Below are 16785 nucleotides of genomic sequence, written 5' to 3' on the forward strand. Positions count from 1 at the left end.
CGCAGATTAACTGACGCAGGAACGCCCCCGGAATAGATTTTCCAGAGGCGTTCTTGTATCAGTTTTATAAATTTAAGCTAATAAATGCGGTCTTTCTTTGTAGGTTTTCCAAAGAAATTCTCCGAAGATGGTGTTTGTCCAGGCAAACCAGGCTCTTGTAAATTTCTTAGGGTCGTTTTTATGGAAAGATTCGTGCATGAATCCGGTATCGCCATGGCATTTCTGCAACATGTCCAGACATTGCTTGATTTCTTTGTCGTCGGAGCTGGTAAGACCTCTGGCAATGATACTCATTGGCCAGATCATGTCTTTACCAATATGCGGTCCACCGATTCCTTCCGCAGCTGTTCCTTTAAAGAAGAATGGGTTATCATCCAGCGAATGGATCATTTTACGGGTATTCTGGTAGATCGGATCGTCAGCAGAAACAGCGCCCAGGTATGGTAAAGCCAGTAAACTCGGGATATTGGCATCGTCCATCATGTTGTAACTGCCCATTCCATTGACTTCGAAAGCATATACTTTACCATACTTTTCGTGGTTAAATACCGCGTATTTCTGCAAGGCATCCTGTACTTCTTTGGCCAGTGCATCCAGGTCTCTAGCGGTTTGTTCGTCTGCTTTTATTGCTCTAAAGATCTCCGCAGCTTGTTTTAAACTCACTACAGCGAAGAAGTTAGAAGGGACAAGGAAAGAGTACACTGTGGCATCGTCACTTGGACGGAAGGTTGAACAGATTAGTCCTACCGGTTTTACCGGGTAACCGTATCCCATCATCGGAACACCGTCTGTTGCCCATGAAGTGTGGCGCTGGAAACTATATGGTCCGTCGTTTTCTTTACGTTGTTGTTCTTTAAAGGTCTGTAAAGTTAGTTTTACAGAAGTCTGCCAATCGGCATCAAAAGGGGTCGTATCCTTGGTTTCGGTCCAGTAACGGTAGGCTAAACGAATTGGGTAACACAGGGAATCGATCTCCCATTTACGCTCATGTAAGCCTGGTTTCATATCTGTTACGTCGTTTTTCCACTCTCCCTGTTTATTTGGGTCGTTGTAAAACGCGTTGGCATAAGGGTCTTTCAGGATACATTTCACCTGATGGTTGATGACACCGTTTACCAGGTTTTTCAAAGGTTTATCTTTTTTAAGGAATGGCAGGTACGGCCATACTTGTGCAGTACTATCACGAAGCCACATGGCATCAATATCACCGGTAATCACATAGGTATCCGGCTTGCCTGCTTTTTCTGTATAAGTTACGGTGGTATCTAAAGTATTTGGGAAACAGTTATTGAATAACCAGGCCATTTCTTTGTTTTTCACGTTTGCAGAAAACTCAGTAATCGCGCTTTCTACGGCTTTACTGCTGAAATGACGGGAAGCAAGGGGAACCCTTACTGTCGGGAAATCCGATACCGGACCTGAGAACGCAGGTGTCGCAAAAGACACCAGGTCGCTGGCCATTAACCCTGCTCCAAGGAGCCCTGCTTTTTGAATAAATGATCTTCTTCTCATTTCGAAAATATTTGGTTGTAATGATGCGGTTTTAAAAAGGCAAGATACTACAAAGATTCTAAATCACAAGCGGCATTAACAGCCCTTAAAACTAGTTATAAATAGTTTTAGCAAAATAAAAAGATATTTATTGAGGCCATATAGAAATGACTGTTGTTATTAAAATTTGAAACCAATAGAAAGGTACATCCGCCATGGATTACGGTCGAAACCATTGGTTTTGGCGATAGAAAAGTTAATTGGACCAATAAAAGACATATAGCCTAGCTTTGCGCCATAGCCAAAGAGGTAATCGTTGTTAAAGGCGACTTTAAAAGGGTTTAAACCTTGGTTTTCCCAGGCCAGGTTCACTTGAGGTGTCAGATAAAGATTGCCTCGCAGGTTGTATTGCAGGGCGAGTCCGAAGCTGGTGACATTGGCAACACCGAACTCCCCTCTTTTTAAGCCGATAAAATTACTTTGCCCGATGTCCTGACGCGGATCGATACCGCCCATAGAGAAATTCGCGTTTTCGTACATATAAGCAGAGTTAAAGCCGTATTTATCTGCATAATTGAAGCCCCAGGTAGCGCTTGCATTGATGGAAATCCGCCTGCTTAGTTTAGCCACATAATTCTCATTCAGAAAAAAACGGAACACATTGCCCGGTAAACCGCCTTCCGGAGGATTTAGAAAATCATAGATCAATTGTCCTTTGGCATCTGCGGAATCTGGCGGTTTGGTACTGATTCGGTTGTTGATCAGGTATTTTGCCTGAACCACCAGCGCGTTTCCCCGCTTTGGAAAGTATAGATTGTCTAAGGTGTTTTGTCGGAACAACAGCGCAATAGCCTCATTGCTATGGCGGTAGAGGGTACGAATATCATTTCCTTCTCCAAAGAAACGTTTGAAAAGATTAGGGCCTCTTTTGATCGCTTCATTCTCATTTCCGAGGCTCAATGAGATGGCACTGGAACGCCCGAGGCTATAACCCAATGCGACTTCTGAGTTTAGGGTGTTGTTGAAGTAGTTTTCGTCAGAAATCAAGCGGTAGAGGATAGAATTGTTCTGCAGGGCCTGGTAGTTGAAGGAAGCTTTAAACCACAACCGGTTGCCACTGTTGATGAATTTATAGTAGTCAAAACGTGCTTTGAAGCGTTCAGAAAGGTCTACGGTGGCCAACAATCTGGATTTCCTTAAGAAAATGTTCCGGTAAGTATAATTGATAATCAGACCGGCGCTTTGTTCGGTATCATAATGTACGGCGGCTTTAAATACGCCTGGTTTACCCTGCTTGAGCCTTATATTGAGCGTGAGACCAGTATCGGCATTGTTGTCAAAAGTATAATATACCTTATCAAAAAACTGGGTTCCGAAAATATCTGCCACACCTTCATTCAGGTCTTTTACTTTGATGGGTCTTCCGGTTTTTAATCCGAGGCGGGAATGGGCGAATTGCTCCATCACGGGCAAGTCCAAAGGAAGGCCTTTATCATTCTGATAGACGATTTTTGTAACAGGCAAATGAGGATCTTTTACCACTCTGGAAATCGAGTCTAGCTTGTATTTCTTCTGATCTTCGGCTATTTTGATGAGCTGAGGCAGGTATTTCCGGGCTTCCTGCTCCCCGATTTCTATGATACGCTTGTTCCTATAGAAATCTGCCGCAGAAAAATCGCTGAGTGCCTGGGTAAAATCTACGACCACATCCGCCAATGCCTGTTGTTTTTTGGCGTCTTCTACCGATTTGAAGGCATGGGTCTGGTAGATAAGTTTCATCGGGTTCTCAATTTCTTTTTCCGTAAAGAGCCGGAAGCCGGTATAGCCGCCAATCACAATATCAGCCCCCATATCTTTGACTTCCTGCACCGGGAAATTTCGGTCTAAACCACCGTCTACCAACAGGTGTCCGTCGATATATACGGGTGCAAAAGCCGCTGGAATGGCCAGTGTAGCCCTTATCGCCAATGGCAAAGAACCTTTATGCTGCAAAACCAGTCCGCCGTTTACAATGTCGGAAGAGGTAATCGTAATGGGAATCGGGAGTTTATTAAAATCGTTGATGTGTTTGGCAGCATAGGTTAAAGTATTGAGGACTTCCGACATGTATTGTCCTTCCACCATAGCGCTGGGCAGTCTGGGTCTGCCACCCAATACCGGAAATTCGATCATATAGCTATCGTACTCATCTTTTTCCTCGATATTGATCTGTCGTAAAGGGACTTTATTGCTCAATACCCTGCGCCAGTTGATCCTTAGCGCGATATTTTTCAGGGTATCGGGGTGATAGCCCATGGCGTATAAACCGCCAAATATACCTCCGGCACTGGTTCCGGAAATGTAGTCTATTTTGATTCCCAGTGAGTCTATCAGCCTGAGCAAGCCGATATGCGCCATCCCTTTGGCCCCGCCGCCACTTAATGCGAGTCCTATTTTCGGTCGGCCGCCATCCTTACTTTTCGTTTGGGCAGATACGGGATTGCAATTGGCGCAATACAGGTAAAGTAGCAACGATAAGCAACAGACAACTCTCTTGAACATAAGCTTTTCCTTTGGGAATTCTAAATATCAGAATTTTAATATTGAAAAGCGTTTTTGTTTAATATTGAAAATGATTTTAACCATTCATCCTTCCTGTGAAGGATACCGCAGCTATGAAATTTCCTGCTTTTCATATGTTTTAATTAAATATCTTAGTTCAATTATAGCAGAGATTTTTGTTAATTACAACCTTACAAACAACCACAAATCAAAACCCGATTCTAATGCAAAAAAGACCTTTTCATTTATCATTCGCTTTTGGCGCCATCTTACTCTTTTTTAATTTCCTAAACGGAACAGCAATGGCGCAAACCAAGCCGAAAACTATTCGGGTGATGACTTATAATATTCATCATGGAAATCCTCCGGAACGTCCCGGAGTAATCGACCTTCCTGCAATTGCAGCGGTAATTAAGCAACACACTCCTGATTTGGTGGCCCTACAGGAAATTGATAAGGTTACTAAAAGAACCGGTCAGGTAGATCAATTGAAACAATTAGCAGAACTTACCGGGATGTTTTATTTCTTCTCCAAAGGGATAGATTTTGATGGTGGAGAATACGGGGTAGGCATTCTTTCCAGATTTCCGATTAACAGAGGCACCCGCTATCCTTTGCCTTCTAAAGCAGGTTTAGAAGCGGAAGCCCGCAGCCTGGCCGTAGTCCATGTCACCATGCCGAATGGTGAAGGCCTGAACTTTGCCAGCACGCACCTGGATTTGAATAATGAACACAGGATGTTGCAAATCAAAGAAATCAACCGCGTGATAGGTAGCAAAAAGGCCGATGTGATCCTTGCAGGAGATTTAAACCTGACTTCAACCACTCCTGCCATGAAGTTGTTAGAACAATATTTTACCCGCAGCTGTACCGAAAATTGTGCGCCAACCATCCCTCAGGATAATCCTACGGAAGAGATCGATTTCATCTTATTGAAAAAAGGAAGTAAGATGAAGGTGATTTCACACCAGGTATTTCCAAATATTGACGCTTCGGACCACCTCCCTGTGATGGCAGTCTACCAGCTTCCTTAATTTAAATCTTCCTGCCCTTCCTGATTTTTGAAATTTAAACCAGTTTTATATCAGAAAGGGCAGGAATTAAAATTACTGATTTTTAGCGAGTTAAATAAGAACCGGTAAAAATTGTCTTATTTAGCCTGAAATTATCTCAGAAATAATTTGACAGAACGAAAGAAAATCCTACTTTTGTGGCCTCACCAGAGAAATCAAGGGCATTTATTTGCTTTTGATCCATAATAAAAGCCTCCTTAGCTCAGCTGGTAGAGCAACTGACTTGTAATCAGTAGGTCATTGGTTCGATCCCGATAGGAGGCTCTTTATTTTCCATTAAAATCAATCAATTCAAGGTTAATTAATAAACATTACAACAAACTAATGTTTATTATTGATTCATTAAGAATCCCATAGTGGTTCTTTCGTCCAATTTATTTTCAGCCCGAGTGCATTAGGATCTACATTTGGATACTTTCCGAGTAAAGCAGTAAGTTGAGTTGTTAAATCATTTTTTGGTTGTACAATATTAAGTAAATACTTTATACAGCAAAGATGAATATAAAGCATATGCAGTTCTCTTTCTACTGGCACATCATTTATCCAGGCATTTGGTGGATTTGGAAGAAGTCTCGGTCTACCTGGTAAATTTTTATTCCACAATCTACTATGGTGAGCACAGTAATTCCTGATTTGAGCAATTGATTGGAGCCAGCTTGGAAGAAACGTATGATTCACTACTCCGAGCTCTTTAGCTATCCTCGCTTTTGATACTATGTTGTTTTTTAGATTACCATAGATTTTCGAGAGCGTACCAAAACTTGTTAATTCTAATGTTTTCCAGGAAGGAGGTAGCCGGGGATCATCACTATGCTTTTTGATATGCTCCTTAATAAACACGTCTTTAGATCTTTTTAGCTCTGTTTCTATTACCAATAAAGTTTTTTCTGCCTCCGTAACATTCTGATAAATATCCAGATTCTGAAACCACCATGGGCCTAGCTCATGAGACAAATGATAAATCAGTTTTGTTCTCAAGCTAATTTCGATCTTTTCAATTGCATCAAAAATAACAATGCGCAATTCACGGTCAAAATTATAGAGTGCAATAACATCTGAAAATTTGCTGTTCTCTTTAAAAGAATGGTCTTCTTTTGGCTCCTTTTGCATTGGCCACCAGTAACCAGCAAGCCTATAATAACTAATATGGGATAGAAAATGATTGGCATCTTCTCCGGTAATTAAGCCCCTCTTATTTAATTGATGAATTTGCTCATCTATTGTTAATGCATGTTTTTTATACATAAATAGATTTTAATTAGGATTACGAAACCCTATAAAAGCAAAAGACACGCCCTGGTACGCTGTTCTTAAGGGTAGCGTGGCGTGTACTGTTAATACAAATATAAACTAAATATTACACAAAACCTGAGCGGCTATACTAAATGACCCGAATGCAGTCTAAATGATATGCAGACCGCTCCAATTGTCGCGACAACGTAGCGACAATCTCATTACCCAGAAACAGCAGTCTCCCCCATCACATTATTAATATAACCGGCGGTGGGATTCTCATAACTTTTACATTCACATTTACTGCTAATCACCAAAGAATTCGTGGGCACATCGAAATTCACAAAAGAATTAGGCGCAATCAGCACCTCATTTCCGATGCGAATAGCGCCTACAATCACTGCATTGGCACCTATCCATACGTTATCCCCAATTACGGGACAGCCCATTAATTTCCCTCTGTTTACCTGACCAATGGTTACGCCCTGTGCAATGTTGCAATTTCGACCGATTACTGCGTTTTTATTGATCACAATATTGCCGAAATGGCCGATGTAAAAACCATCCCCTATGATCGTGCTGATTGGAATCTGAATCCCATATTTATAAGTATATCTGCGGAGCATAAACCGGTAAAAGATGCCGGAAACCGAGCGATTGGAAGTACTACCCGCTTTTCTGAGGAAATAAGTATAGCGGAAGCCGGGGATTTTTAAACCTGCTACGAAGCCCCAAAAGCCGGACTTTCCACCATAGCGGTGCAGGTCTTTTGATAAGGTAGTTAGGATCGCGTCTGGTTTCATCTTATGATTGTAAGACCTACTGAAAAAACAGTAGTTTTTAGTTTGTAATTAACTATAATTTAGCCAATTACAAACTAAAAATAAGAACCCGAACCTTAGTCTTTCACAAAGTGTTCTCTTTCTGCTTTAAACTGTTCAATTGGCATGTCATACAACCAGGAATGTCTTTCGTCTTTACGCTCCACAAAGTGGACGAAAGAGATGTCATTTTCCACGATATGGATGTTATCACTAGGCGTTACCACCAGCAATTGTAAATGCAGCTGTCTGCATAAAGTGATCAGGTAACGTGCTTTATCCTCATCCTGAGCCTTAAAAGCCTCATCAATGGCGATAAAACGGAAAGAATTGTTTTGCAATCCTTCTTTAGTCAGGCCGAACTGGTAGGCAATTGCCGAACCTAAAATCGTATACGTTAACTGTGCCTTTTCTCCACCGGAAAGCTGGCCCATATTCTCATAAGTCTTGTATTTCTGACCGGTTTCCTTATAAAACTCTTCCGCTTTATAGCTGTACCAGGAACGCACGTCCATCACTTTTTTACGCCACTCTTCTTGCTCTAATTTCTCAATTAAAGGTTCGATATGCAGGTCAAAATGACGTCTCTTCCCTTCAATCAGGTCGTCGCCTTCCTGGCCGTTAGGAATTGCACTATTCAATAACGTTCTAAAAGTTTTCACATCTTCATAAATCCTGTCCGGTGCAACCAGCTGGATGTATGTTTTCGGTGTACTTTTGAAATCTATTTCAAATAGGGCTTCATTTAAGACCTTTACGTTCTCTTTAATCGATTCTGCCCAGTTCTCAAAGAACATCCTGAAATCACCGATTTTATTGATGATTGTTTCTTGTAGGTAGGCCTCAAACTTCTGCTCATATTTAGGAAGATTGTCCTCTCTTAGCTGTTGCAGGCGCTTTTGGTACTCGCTGATGAATTCCAGGTTGGTAGAATCCGGCAAGCCATTCACATCAGAACGCCAGTCTTTAAACTTCTGAATGAGCTGCTCATTAGGCTGTTTAAAGTTATTGATCTTGATTCTGGCGGCATTTTCTTTCTTATGCTTTTCTGCACGAAGGTCATTTCCAAGGTTCATATTCTGCTCCCTGAAACTGTCCTGCGTTGCCTTAAAGTTGACATGCTGAATGTTCAATAAATGTTCATGTGTCGCTTCAAATTCGGTAACGTCCAGTTCATGACCATCAAACACGGTTAAAGTGTCCTTGTTTAGCGCCAGTTCCTTCTCCAAACTCTGCTTCATCCATTCCGTATCGTGCTTCAGCTTCACGCTACGCTCTTTTTCTTTATCAATTGCGTCTAGTTGTCCCTTTACAATTTCCAGTTGCTTTTGCAGCTCCCTGACCTTGTCGTTGGTTTTCTCCAGACTTTCTTTTACCGTTTTCTTTTCTTCAATTTCCTGCGCATAAACTGCCCAGTTCAGGTCTTCAAACACGGCATAATCAGAATACAACTGGTAGAATTTCTCTTTCAGCTCCTCCATCTTTTTGATGGATTGGTTGATGAATTCCAATTGCTGCTGGTTGTCTTTTTGCTGATCCTGGAAAGCGGTCAACTCATTTTTCAGGAGCGTGATCTTATCCTTATTGTCCCATCCAAGTACAAAGTTCTCTCTTCTGGCGATGTGTGGACGATCGTCTTTTTCATGTTTTCCTTTGACCGCATTGATCAGCCCTTCTTTCGTCAGCGCTTTCTCTTCATAGCGGTTAAATTCTTCCAGACTTTCTGCACAACTGTAATTATACTGTCCGGCAATCGCATCTTCTAACCATTCCGAATAGGTACTGCCCTCTTTAAATTCGAGCTTGTTAACCAGTAAATCCCCCTCATTCGACTTCCTTCTGAGGTTTCCCATTGAAGTAAAACCTTTGTATCGCTGATAGGTAATCCGCCCTTTCAGGTTGGTCCGGTTCACATAAGCATTGACTTCATTGTAATATTTTTCCGGAACGATCAGTCTTAATGCGAAATTATGCAAGACCTTTTCAATTGCCGGCTCCCAATCCAGTTCTTCTTCCCTTACGCGAATCAGTTCCCCGATAAATGGCAGTTCGTCCTTCGTTGCGCCAACATGTGCCAGGATATCTTCCCTGATGTCTGCTTCTCTTCCGGAGATGTTATTTTTATTCTTTTGAAGAGATCCGACTACTGCCAACAAGTTATCCACTTCTACCTGTAGCCTGTCGATCTCATTCTTGATCTGTCTTTTCTTTTCTTCTTCCAGTTCGCGCTGTACGTCTACTTCCGAGCGTTTTTCCTGCGTTAAAGCTCTGGAATCTGCAAACACCCCGGCATCTGGATTTTGAGGAAGTTGCAGCTCATTCACCAAGCGGTTATAGCTTTCTAACTTATGCTGACGGTGATTCCTTAGTTTCTCCGCTTGCTTAATCTCCTCTTCAATCTTTTCAATCTGTTTCCAAACTTCTTCATTTTCAATGGACATGGAAAGCGCTCTCTCCTGTTTCCTTGCTGCTTCGTCTTTCTCCTTCAACAGGATCAGATCCAGTTTCAGCTGTTGCAGCGTCTCTTTATTTTTCTCCAGCTTGGCGCTGATCAGCTCGACTCCTTTTCCGGCGAACCAGAAAACAGCCGTGTCTTTATCTTTCTGCAATACCGAAAGCTTGCTTTCAATTTGCGAAAGCTGTGTAGCCAGGTCATCAATTGGCGAAAGCTGTGCGATCTGCTCTTTTGCCTTTTCGATATTTGTTTTAGCATCCATCAGGGTGATAAAACTCTCTTTCAGCTGGATAAACTCCGCTTCGGCATCCTGATGTTCCAGCATGTTCATGCGGATAAATTCATCCAGATCTTCCAGCACTTTTACCCCAACCACCTGATTAAACAGGCTCAAAGCATTTACCGAACGCATACCAAAGAGGTGTGCCATTCTTTCCGCGTACTTGGTTGGTCCGTCCAGAAACTCTACGCGCTTTTTAGAAACTGCATAGTTATAGATCTTATCCAGGCGTCTTTTCCAGATTCCTTTACCATCAAACTGGCCAAAGTCTTTTTCAATTTCCAGCGGCACATGCGCAATACCGAAGCTTCTTTTCAGCTCGCCATTGCTAAACCAACGCACCTGAAACAGGGTGATCACCTGTCCTTCTGTATTTTCGAAACAGGCTAGTAAAACCGAATAAGCGGTATGGTCTCTCAGCTTTTGGGTGGTTGCTTTTAGCTCCCCTTCATTCTGAATATTACCGTAATGGCCATATACATAAGTTTCTTCCGTTCTATCTCCCTTTTTTTCTACACCAGAACTCTGGTTATAAAAACGATCCCCTTTCACCGGAACCAACAAAGTGAGTAAAGCATCAATAAACGTACTTTTACCAGAGGCATTTGCACCTGTTAGCAGGGAATTGTTTCCTTTAGGTGAAATCTTGAAGATTTCCCCATCAAATGTTCCCCAGTTGTACACTTCCATGTATTGCAGTCGGTATCCTGCTTTATCGGAACTCGTGCTAAATAAACTATACATAATCCTCCAGTTTCAGTTTAAAATCTTTTAAAACATCCAGGGTTACTTTCTCCTTGATGATGCGTTGAATCCGATAAACCGGTTCTGCATCAGCTTCCTGTTGCTCTTTCAAATAACCCAGCTCCACAATCTTGCGGATATAGCTGTCTAGTTCTTTGAGGAATTTTACGCGGTTATATTTTTCAGGCAGGAACAATTCGATCTCTTCCCGAATCTCTTTATGGCTGATGAATTTCTCATTGCCATCAATTAAGGTTGGATTACTGTCAAAATCTTCGAGCATCTGGCGTAAGATCACCAGGACGATAGAGGTTTCGAAACCAATCTGGCGGCGGGAAATAAGTCCCATGGTATTGCCTTCATTGTTTTCGAACTGTTTGAAGAAAGCCAGGCCTTCTTCTTTTTTCAGAATCAGTTCCAGACCAATCACATTTAAATAGTGCTGAATCTCTCGCTGGTAATGAATAATATCTTCCCAAACGCTGGATTGGGAGTACACCGGGCCTTTCAACAGCCTGATGATTGCCTTGGAATAAGGCTTTGTTTTATCTTCAAAATTACTCATTCTTCAATAGGATTACTTCAGGTACGTTGATCGATTTCTGCCCTTGAGCATCGAATAAAATACGCTGTGTGTTTTCGGGGTTGATGGTATGTTTAAATTCTTTGGCAACGGATAAGTAGCCAAACAGCTCTGGAAGGCCGTCTGCGATGCCCCCATCTGCTTCAATAATTTCGAACAGGGAAACGCGGGCTCTCCCTGACAATACCGTTCTGATTTTTTTCCGCAGCACTTCTTTATCGATCTTTGTCTGACCGAATAATTTACCAAGATGGCGCGAGCTCAGGATATCCTTATCGGCCAGCTTAGGCCTTACTTTGTATAGCAGCTCTTCCGGTTGTTCGAGCATTAAACGCTGTTCAAAAAACGGGTAGATCTCCAGGTTAGACTCCAGAACCAATCCAATATCCGGACGGTTTTCCTGTTTGCCCACCTCAATCAACATCGTTTTAATCTCCTGGATGATGTTCTGCGTGACTTGAATTTTGGAACCCTCAGATTCTCTAATGATACGGCCGAGTTTCTCTGCCATCTTATCATTTGCTTTATACACTTTCTGACCGGATGCATGAAGGTATTTCTTCATCCCTTTCAAGAAGAAATCGCCAACTACAATACCTCTTTCGTCTAATCTTTCGAACAAAGTATTGCTCAGTGTAGTCCATTCCTCCTGTAAAACAGGATCTAATAAGAACGACCAAAAGGCGTAAAAACTTTTACCCTGCTGACTGTCCTTAATCTGATCTAAAGCATCGAAGGTAAATTCCAGGATATGATCTTTGGTTAAACTACCTTCGGCATGTTTTTGATAAATCCTTCTGGTGATGTCTTTAAAGTTATCTTCCACCTCTTTAAAGTCCGACAATAGTTCTTTTGCCCCTTGAGTGAGTTGGTTGTATCGTGGAATCACCTCATAATCCTGGTAGATCTTTACCTTTTTACCTGCTTTGAGTTGTTCGATCTGGTGTTCAATTTCCAGGCGTTTTTCCTCTAACATGGCCAGGCGATTGTCGCGGTCTCCATTGGTAAACTCTACCAATTCTTTCAATTGATTAAAAATATCTTTAAACCTGGATTCTGTACCTACAAATTCTTTCTTCTGGAGGCTCATTAACCAGTCGATGGTTTTGCTGGAATGCACGGAAATCTCGTAGAATATTTCCCCCTGGTCGTCCTGATAATTGGTTAAGAAACCACTATCCGTCCACTTCCTCACATATTTTCTAGCCTTTACCTCGTAAGAGTCAAAGCTTTCAATTTCATTCTCTTCATCTTTATCTACTTGCTTAAGGTCCAGAAAATCAGCCAGCAAGGAATGAACATGATCGGAGGAAACGGTTGCTTCCTCATTCATAAAAGTATTGATAAGAAATTCTATCACAATATCCCTGTTCCTCAGCTTCAGCAAATTCACACTTGGTGAGCTATTGAGTACGTCAAGAATTTTGGCACTGTCTATCATCGGCATAAGTTAAAAGACCGCAAAAGTACGCAAAATCCCTCCCAAAGGCCCATTTTGCCGCGATATTTTCAAAAATGACAAGGGGGGATTTCTGGCTTTCCGGGGCTCAGAAAAGCTCCGGACCAGGGTATGTAAACGAACTGTCTACCAGACAGATTGCAAGAAATCCGGGAGGATATATTTTCAAAGAACCGGAGCTGACATTTTTTATCAGCGATCTGAATCCGGGAATTATCTTGGCAATTCCGGTCTTGCCATATGATACTGTGTAGCTGAAATCGCATTCATAAAAGCAACAACAGCTTTAATCTCTCCATTGGTTAATTTCAATGGTTTTAACAAGGGATCTGTTTTCGGAAATAGCGGATCAGCTTTGGCCTGTGCTTCCGTTGGATCAATCATGTGCATGCCACTGTTGTAAATGTTGACAACGCCTGTAATATTATCGAACAGGCCATTGTGCATCCATGGACCGGTATGCATCACATCTCTTAGCGAAGGTGTTCTGAATTTTCCTGCATCTTCCGGTTTTCCGGTGATCAGATTTCTTCCTAAATCCTGGTGTTTACGTTTGTAATAAGTAAGTCCGATGTTGTGAAAATCTTCATCCGTCAGGTATTTTCCATTGTGACAGTTCATACACCGCGCTTTGGTGCGGAAAAGGTGTAGGCCATGCAGCTCCTGATCGTCTAAAGCTTTGCTTTCCCCATCTACAAAACGGTCAAAGCGACTCCTTTTACTTCTGATCGTTCTTTCAAATTCAGCTAAGGATTCCACAATTTGTGGATAAGTGATCTTTTCCTGTCCATAAGCTTTTTTAAACAGTTCTCTATAGCCTTTGATTTTCCCTAATTTCTTCGGCAAAGCCTGAGGTTTCATATTCATTTCATGGTGCGCAGTGATCGGGCCATCCACCTGAGCTTCCAAAGATGCCGCTCTGCCATCCCAGAACAAAGATTTACGTTCCGCCACATTGAGCAGAGAAGGCGTATTTCTATTGCCTTGTAAATGATCATTTCCAAGGGCTACAGCGCGTTTATCTCCCCAGGAAATTTCCGGATCATGGCAACTGCTACAAGAGACCTGGTTAGAACCGGAAAGCAATGGATCGAAGAACAGGATTTGTCCCAACATCACCTTTGGTTCAGCCATCAGGTCAAAATAAGTACTGTCAATTGCAGGAAGGGAACTCATTTCCGTCCATTTCACACCACTGTCAATCGTTGGTTTTGGCCATTGGCTAACTGGTTTACTGTACTGTGCTCTTAAAGTTTCCTGCTCATCTTCTGCATAAAAAGCGGAGCCGATCACGAAGATCAAAAGAAAAGAAAGGATGATCAATATTCTGTTCATTGTAATTTATTAAAAAGTGATCCCTCCGGTAAGGAGGAACTGATTTCCGGTATATTTTGAATCGAAAGCGGTATAACTGTAAACCGATTTCAGGGAGATGCCCATTCCGTTTTTAAGGGGGTAGTCCCATCTGGCGGACAAATTTAACTGTTGATAATCGGAAATATGGTAAGCATAGTTACTTTCCAACATGCGGTAAACTGCGCTTGAGGTGTTTAAATCTGACCATGAGCGTGTTGCATTGGCATTTTTAGAAAGTCTTCCTCCAAGAGCGGCCTGCAACATCGATTTCCCGATCAGACTGCTTAGGCCAACATTTAAACCACCGCTTATGGCGGAAAAATCCATGCTTCTGGCAGGCTCTACATATTCTGTTCTATCTGCTGTATAGCCGATATCGGCCAATACCTGCCAGGACAATCCTTGTTGCTTTTGCACATTGTAAATCCCTGTTAACCGGAATTCCGACTGCTCATTCAGGTAGTTCTTACTGGAAGCGATCTGCACAAAATTGTCTTGTCCACGGTTGTCAAATTTCGCTTCAATCCCAGATCTTTGTTCATTGGCCACAGCTAATTTTAAACCATACTGGCGTTCCTGATTTCCCAGTAAATAAGCCAGCTCGCCTTTCCAAAGTTTAGATTTCAGTTCCGACATTGGCAAGACCTGCAATACAATCTGTGTTGTTTTTTCCACAGAGAAATCGCGGTATTCCAGGGTAGAAAACAAACCGATCTTATCTTTTGGGGCTAACTGAAACTGGAATCCATACCCTGAACCAGTGTAGTAGTTTTCCAGTTTATTCCCGGCGATCAGCTTATTATCAGTCCCGAGGCCCGTCATGTGGTAAACCATCGGTGTACCCAGCGGACTATAAAACTTCATGATATTCTGCTGGCTATACTTTCTGGCGGAAAGGCCCATGGCCAGCTGGTATTTCTGATTTAATGCCCTGGAGGCACCAATTTCAAACCCCAGGTCTGACACTATATTTTTAGGCCTCGGATCGATATCTCTATATTCCAGTAAGGCCCTGTATTCCCCGGTGATCCCTAATGTCGTTTTACCGAGCAGCATCCCATATCCGCCACTAAATGAATATTCTTCATAAGACAGATCGCCACCTACCGTATCTGCCATTACATAAGGGGCCACAATGGCATAATCAGAACTTTCATTCCACTGCACATTCTTCCTTTTCCCATTAGAATAGGTCGCTGAACCCCATAGGGCATCCTTGCCTTTATGCTTCAAAAACGCTTCAGTATTAAAGCCAAAACGTTGTCCGCCGTTCCCCTGCTGCAATTCATACCTCCCTTGTTTACTTTCCTTATAGCCGGCATTCAACTCCGTTAGCGAGGAATTCCGGGCATAATATTTCAAGGCAGGATTGCTATAAAAGCCATCGGTAAACTGTGTGACCGGCGCCTGGTATTCCCTGACTCTTTTCAGCAGCGCAAGGCTATCCAGCCTGGTGGTATCACTGGCATGGGAAAAACCGACACCAGCGATCATGATCACTATAAAAACCTGTAATTGCTTCAACATTATCTTTTATTACATTAAGGAAGGCTTCGCTTCCGCATCAAAATCAAGGCTGGAGTTATTGGTATCTTTTAAGATCACCCTACCTTCAGGCGTAGTAGAAAGCACTTTACGTCTTACACTTTTACCGTATCTGGTTTTATCCGAGGCAATTTTACCGCAGAAAGTCCATCCCATATCTAAAGAAGGGTCTGTTACGATCCATTGAAATTCCGACTGTACGCTTAAGTTTACCGCATCGATGATCCAGCTGTTTGGAATTTTATATTCTTCCTGATCCATTGGATAAACCACACCGTTTACGAGCAGCGAATAGCTATAATCATATTTTTGATTGAGCAAAAAGTCGTCCGTGCCATCAGGGAAATGGGCCAATACATAACTGGAGAATCCTCTGTCATGGAAAACCATTCTACTGTATACATTTTCCATATTTTTAACCTGCGGATTGTCGACATCTTCTCTGTTAGGGGTGAAAATCTCAAAATCTGCTTTTGTCAGGTCTACAGAAACCGGGTTAAATTCTTTGTGGTTGATCCCATCATCAGCGATGACGATAGATTTACCTGGTAATACAGGGTGATCTTTTCCAGATCCCGGGATCCTGATGACAGCGCCTACTGCTACTGCCTGCGACATGACATCAGGCGTATAGGCTCTTTTCATTGTCGTTAGAAAGTCCGACTGCGCAATTACCAAACCATCCGCATATAGCGTTTCTGCGGAATTGTTAAAGATCACAAAGTACTTATCACCAGTATATGGCTTGTTCTGGGCAGTTTGTGTTCCGGTGAAAAAGATCTCCTGAATCACAAATCCTTTACCTTCCAGCACGGTAAACATGGCTAAATTTTCTACGTGTTGCGTTCCGGTAAGCACCAATCCTTGTTTAAGGCCGCCAACTTTTCTACGCTTCGTTTCTCCGTTAAGTTTATATTCGACCGTTCCTTCCAGACTCACATCATAAGAACCTTCGCTCAGAGAGATGTTCATTTTCTGATCCTTTACCTCCGTACTTACGGTTACCTTACCGCTGTTAATCTCTTTAAAAGTCACTTTTACTTCCGATAATTTCGCCTCTGTAAGCTCTGCCGGATTTTGAAGTGTCAGGGTTAAAGCCACAGCATTCAACTGCAAAGTGTTATCTTTTTTACAGGCATTGAGCAGTAATAATGCACAAAGCGGGATCCATAAATTACGTAGAGTCATCTTCATCATCTCTTTT

At 42.2% G+C, this 16785-nt stretch carries 11 protein-coding genes and 1 tRNA gene; 2 read left to right on the top strand and 10 right to left on the bottom strand.

Annotated elements, in window-relative coordinates; translation table 11 throughout:
- Positions 1-72 precede the first annotated feature (72 nt).
- Positions 73-1512, bottom strand: coding sequence for a glycoside hydrolase family 125 protein (locus tag R2Q66_RS04875; RefSeq protein ID WP_316746876.1), 1440 nt, complete (start codon positions 1510-1512; stop codon positions 73-75).
- Between the two features lie 159 nt (positions 1513-1671).
- Positions 1672-4032 (bottom strand): patatin-like phospholipase family protein, encoded by a 2361-nt coding sequence (locus R2Q66_RS04880; RefSeq protein WP_316746877.1) that lies wholly within the window; start codon positions 4030-4032, stop codon positions 1672-1674.
- A gap of 224 nt (positions 4033-4256) precedes the next feature.
- Here R2Q66_RS04880 and R2Q66_RS04885 point away from each other — a divergent pair, with 224 nt between their 5' ends.
- Together R2Q66_RS04885 and R2Q66_RS04890 are read left to right on the top strand one after the other, a co-directional pair.
- Positions 4257-5066, top strand: a complete 810-nt coding sequence (locus R2Q66_RS04885) for an endonuclease/exonuclease/phosphatase family protein (RefSeq protein WP_316746878.1) — start codon at positions 4257-4259, stop codon at positions 5064-5066.
- A 230-nt stretch (positions 5067-5296) separates the two neighbouring features.
- A tRNA-Thr gene (locus tag R2Q66_RS04890) sits at positions 5297-5369 on the top strand.
- A gap of 78 nt (positions 5370-5447) precedes the next feature.
- Here the strand turns inward: R2Q66_RS04890 and R2Q66_RS04895 are convergent.
- The 8 genes from R2Q66_RS04895 to R2Q66_RS04930 form a co-directional block, all read right to left on the bottom strand.
- Positions 5448-6350 (bottom strand): Abi family protein, encoded by a 903-nt coding sequence (locus R2Q66_RS04895; RefSeq protein ID WP_316746879.1) that lies wholly within the window; start codon positions 6348-6350, stop codon positions 5448-5450.
- A gap of 209 nt (positions 6351-6559) precedes the next feature.
- Complete coding sequence (locus R2Q66_RS04900) at positions 6560-7141, bottom strand: serine acetyltransferase (protein WP_316746880.1); 582 nt, start codon at positions 7139-7141, stop codon at positions 6560-6562.
- A gap of 95 nt (positions 7142-7236) precedes the next feature.
- A complete protein-coding gene (locus R2Q66_RS04905; RefSeq protein WP_316746881.1) occupies positions 7237-10638 on the bottom strand; it encodes an ATP-binding protein in 3402 nt (1133 codons plus the stop codon).
- Positions 10631-11203 carry a DUF4194 domain-containing protein gene (locus R2Q66_RS04910; protein ID WP_316746882.1) on the bottom strand — a complete coding sequence of 191 codons (573 nt, stop codon included), beginning with the start codon at positions 11201-11203 and terminating at the stop codon, positions 10631-10633. Before R2Q66_RS04910 ends, R2Q66_RS04905 begins: the two co-directional genes overlap by 8 nt.
- Positions 11196-12662, bottom strand: coding sequence for a DUF3375 domain-containing protein (locus R2Q66_RS04915; protein ID WP_316746883.1), 1467 nt, complete (start codon positions 12660-12662; stop codon positions 11196-11198). Before R2Q66_RS04915 ends, R2Q66_RS04910 begins: the two co-directional genes overlap by 8 nt.
- A 231-nt stretch (positions 12663-12893) precedes the next feature.
- Entirely contained in the window at positions 12894-14015 is a 1122-nt protein-coding gene (locus R2Q66_RS04920) for a cytochrome-c peroxidase (RefSeq protein ID WP_316746884.1), read from the bottom strand.
- A gap of 9 nt (positions 14016-14024) precedes the next feature.
- Positions 14025-15563 (bottom strand): DUF6850 family outer membrane beta-barrel protein, encoded by a 1539-nt coding sequence (locus R2Q66_RS04925; RefSeq protein ID WP_316746885.1) that lies wholly within the window; start codon positions 15561-15563, stop codon positions 14025-14027.
- 9 nt (positions 15564-15572) lie between these two features.
- Positions 15573-16778 carry a DUF4876 domain-containing protein gene (locus tag R2Q66_RS04930; protein WP_316746886.1) on the bottom strand — a complete coding sequence of 402 codons (1206 nt, stop codon included), beginning with the start codon at positions 16776-16778 and terminating at the stop codon, positions 15573-15575.
- Between the last annotated feature and the right edge of the window lie 7 nt (positions 16779-16785).

Origin of the sequence: Pedobacter gandavensis (assembly GCF_032677645.1) — a bacterium.
Lineage (GTDB): Bacteria > Bacteroidota > Bacteroidia > Sphingobacteriales > Sphingobacteriaceae > Pedobacter > Pedobacter gandavensis_A.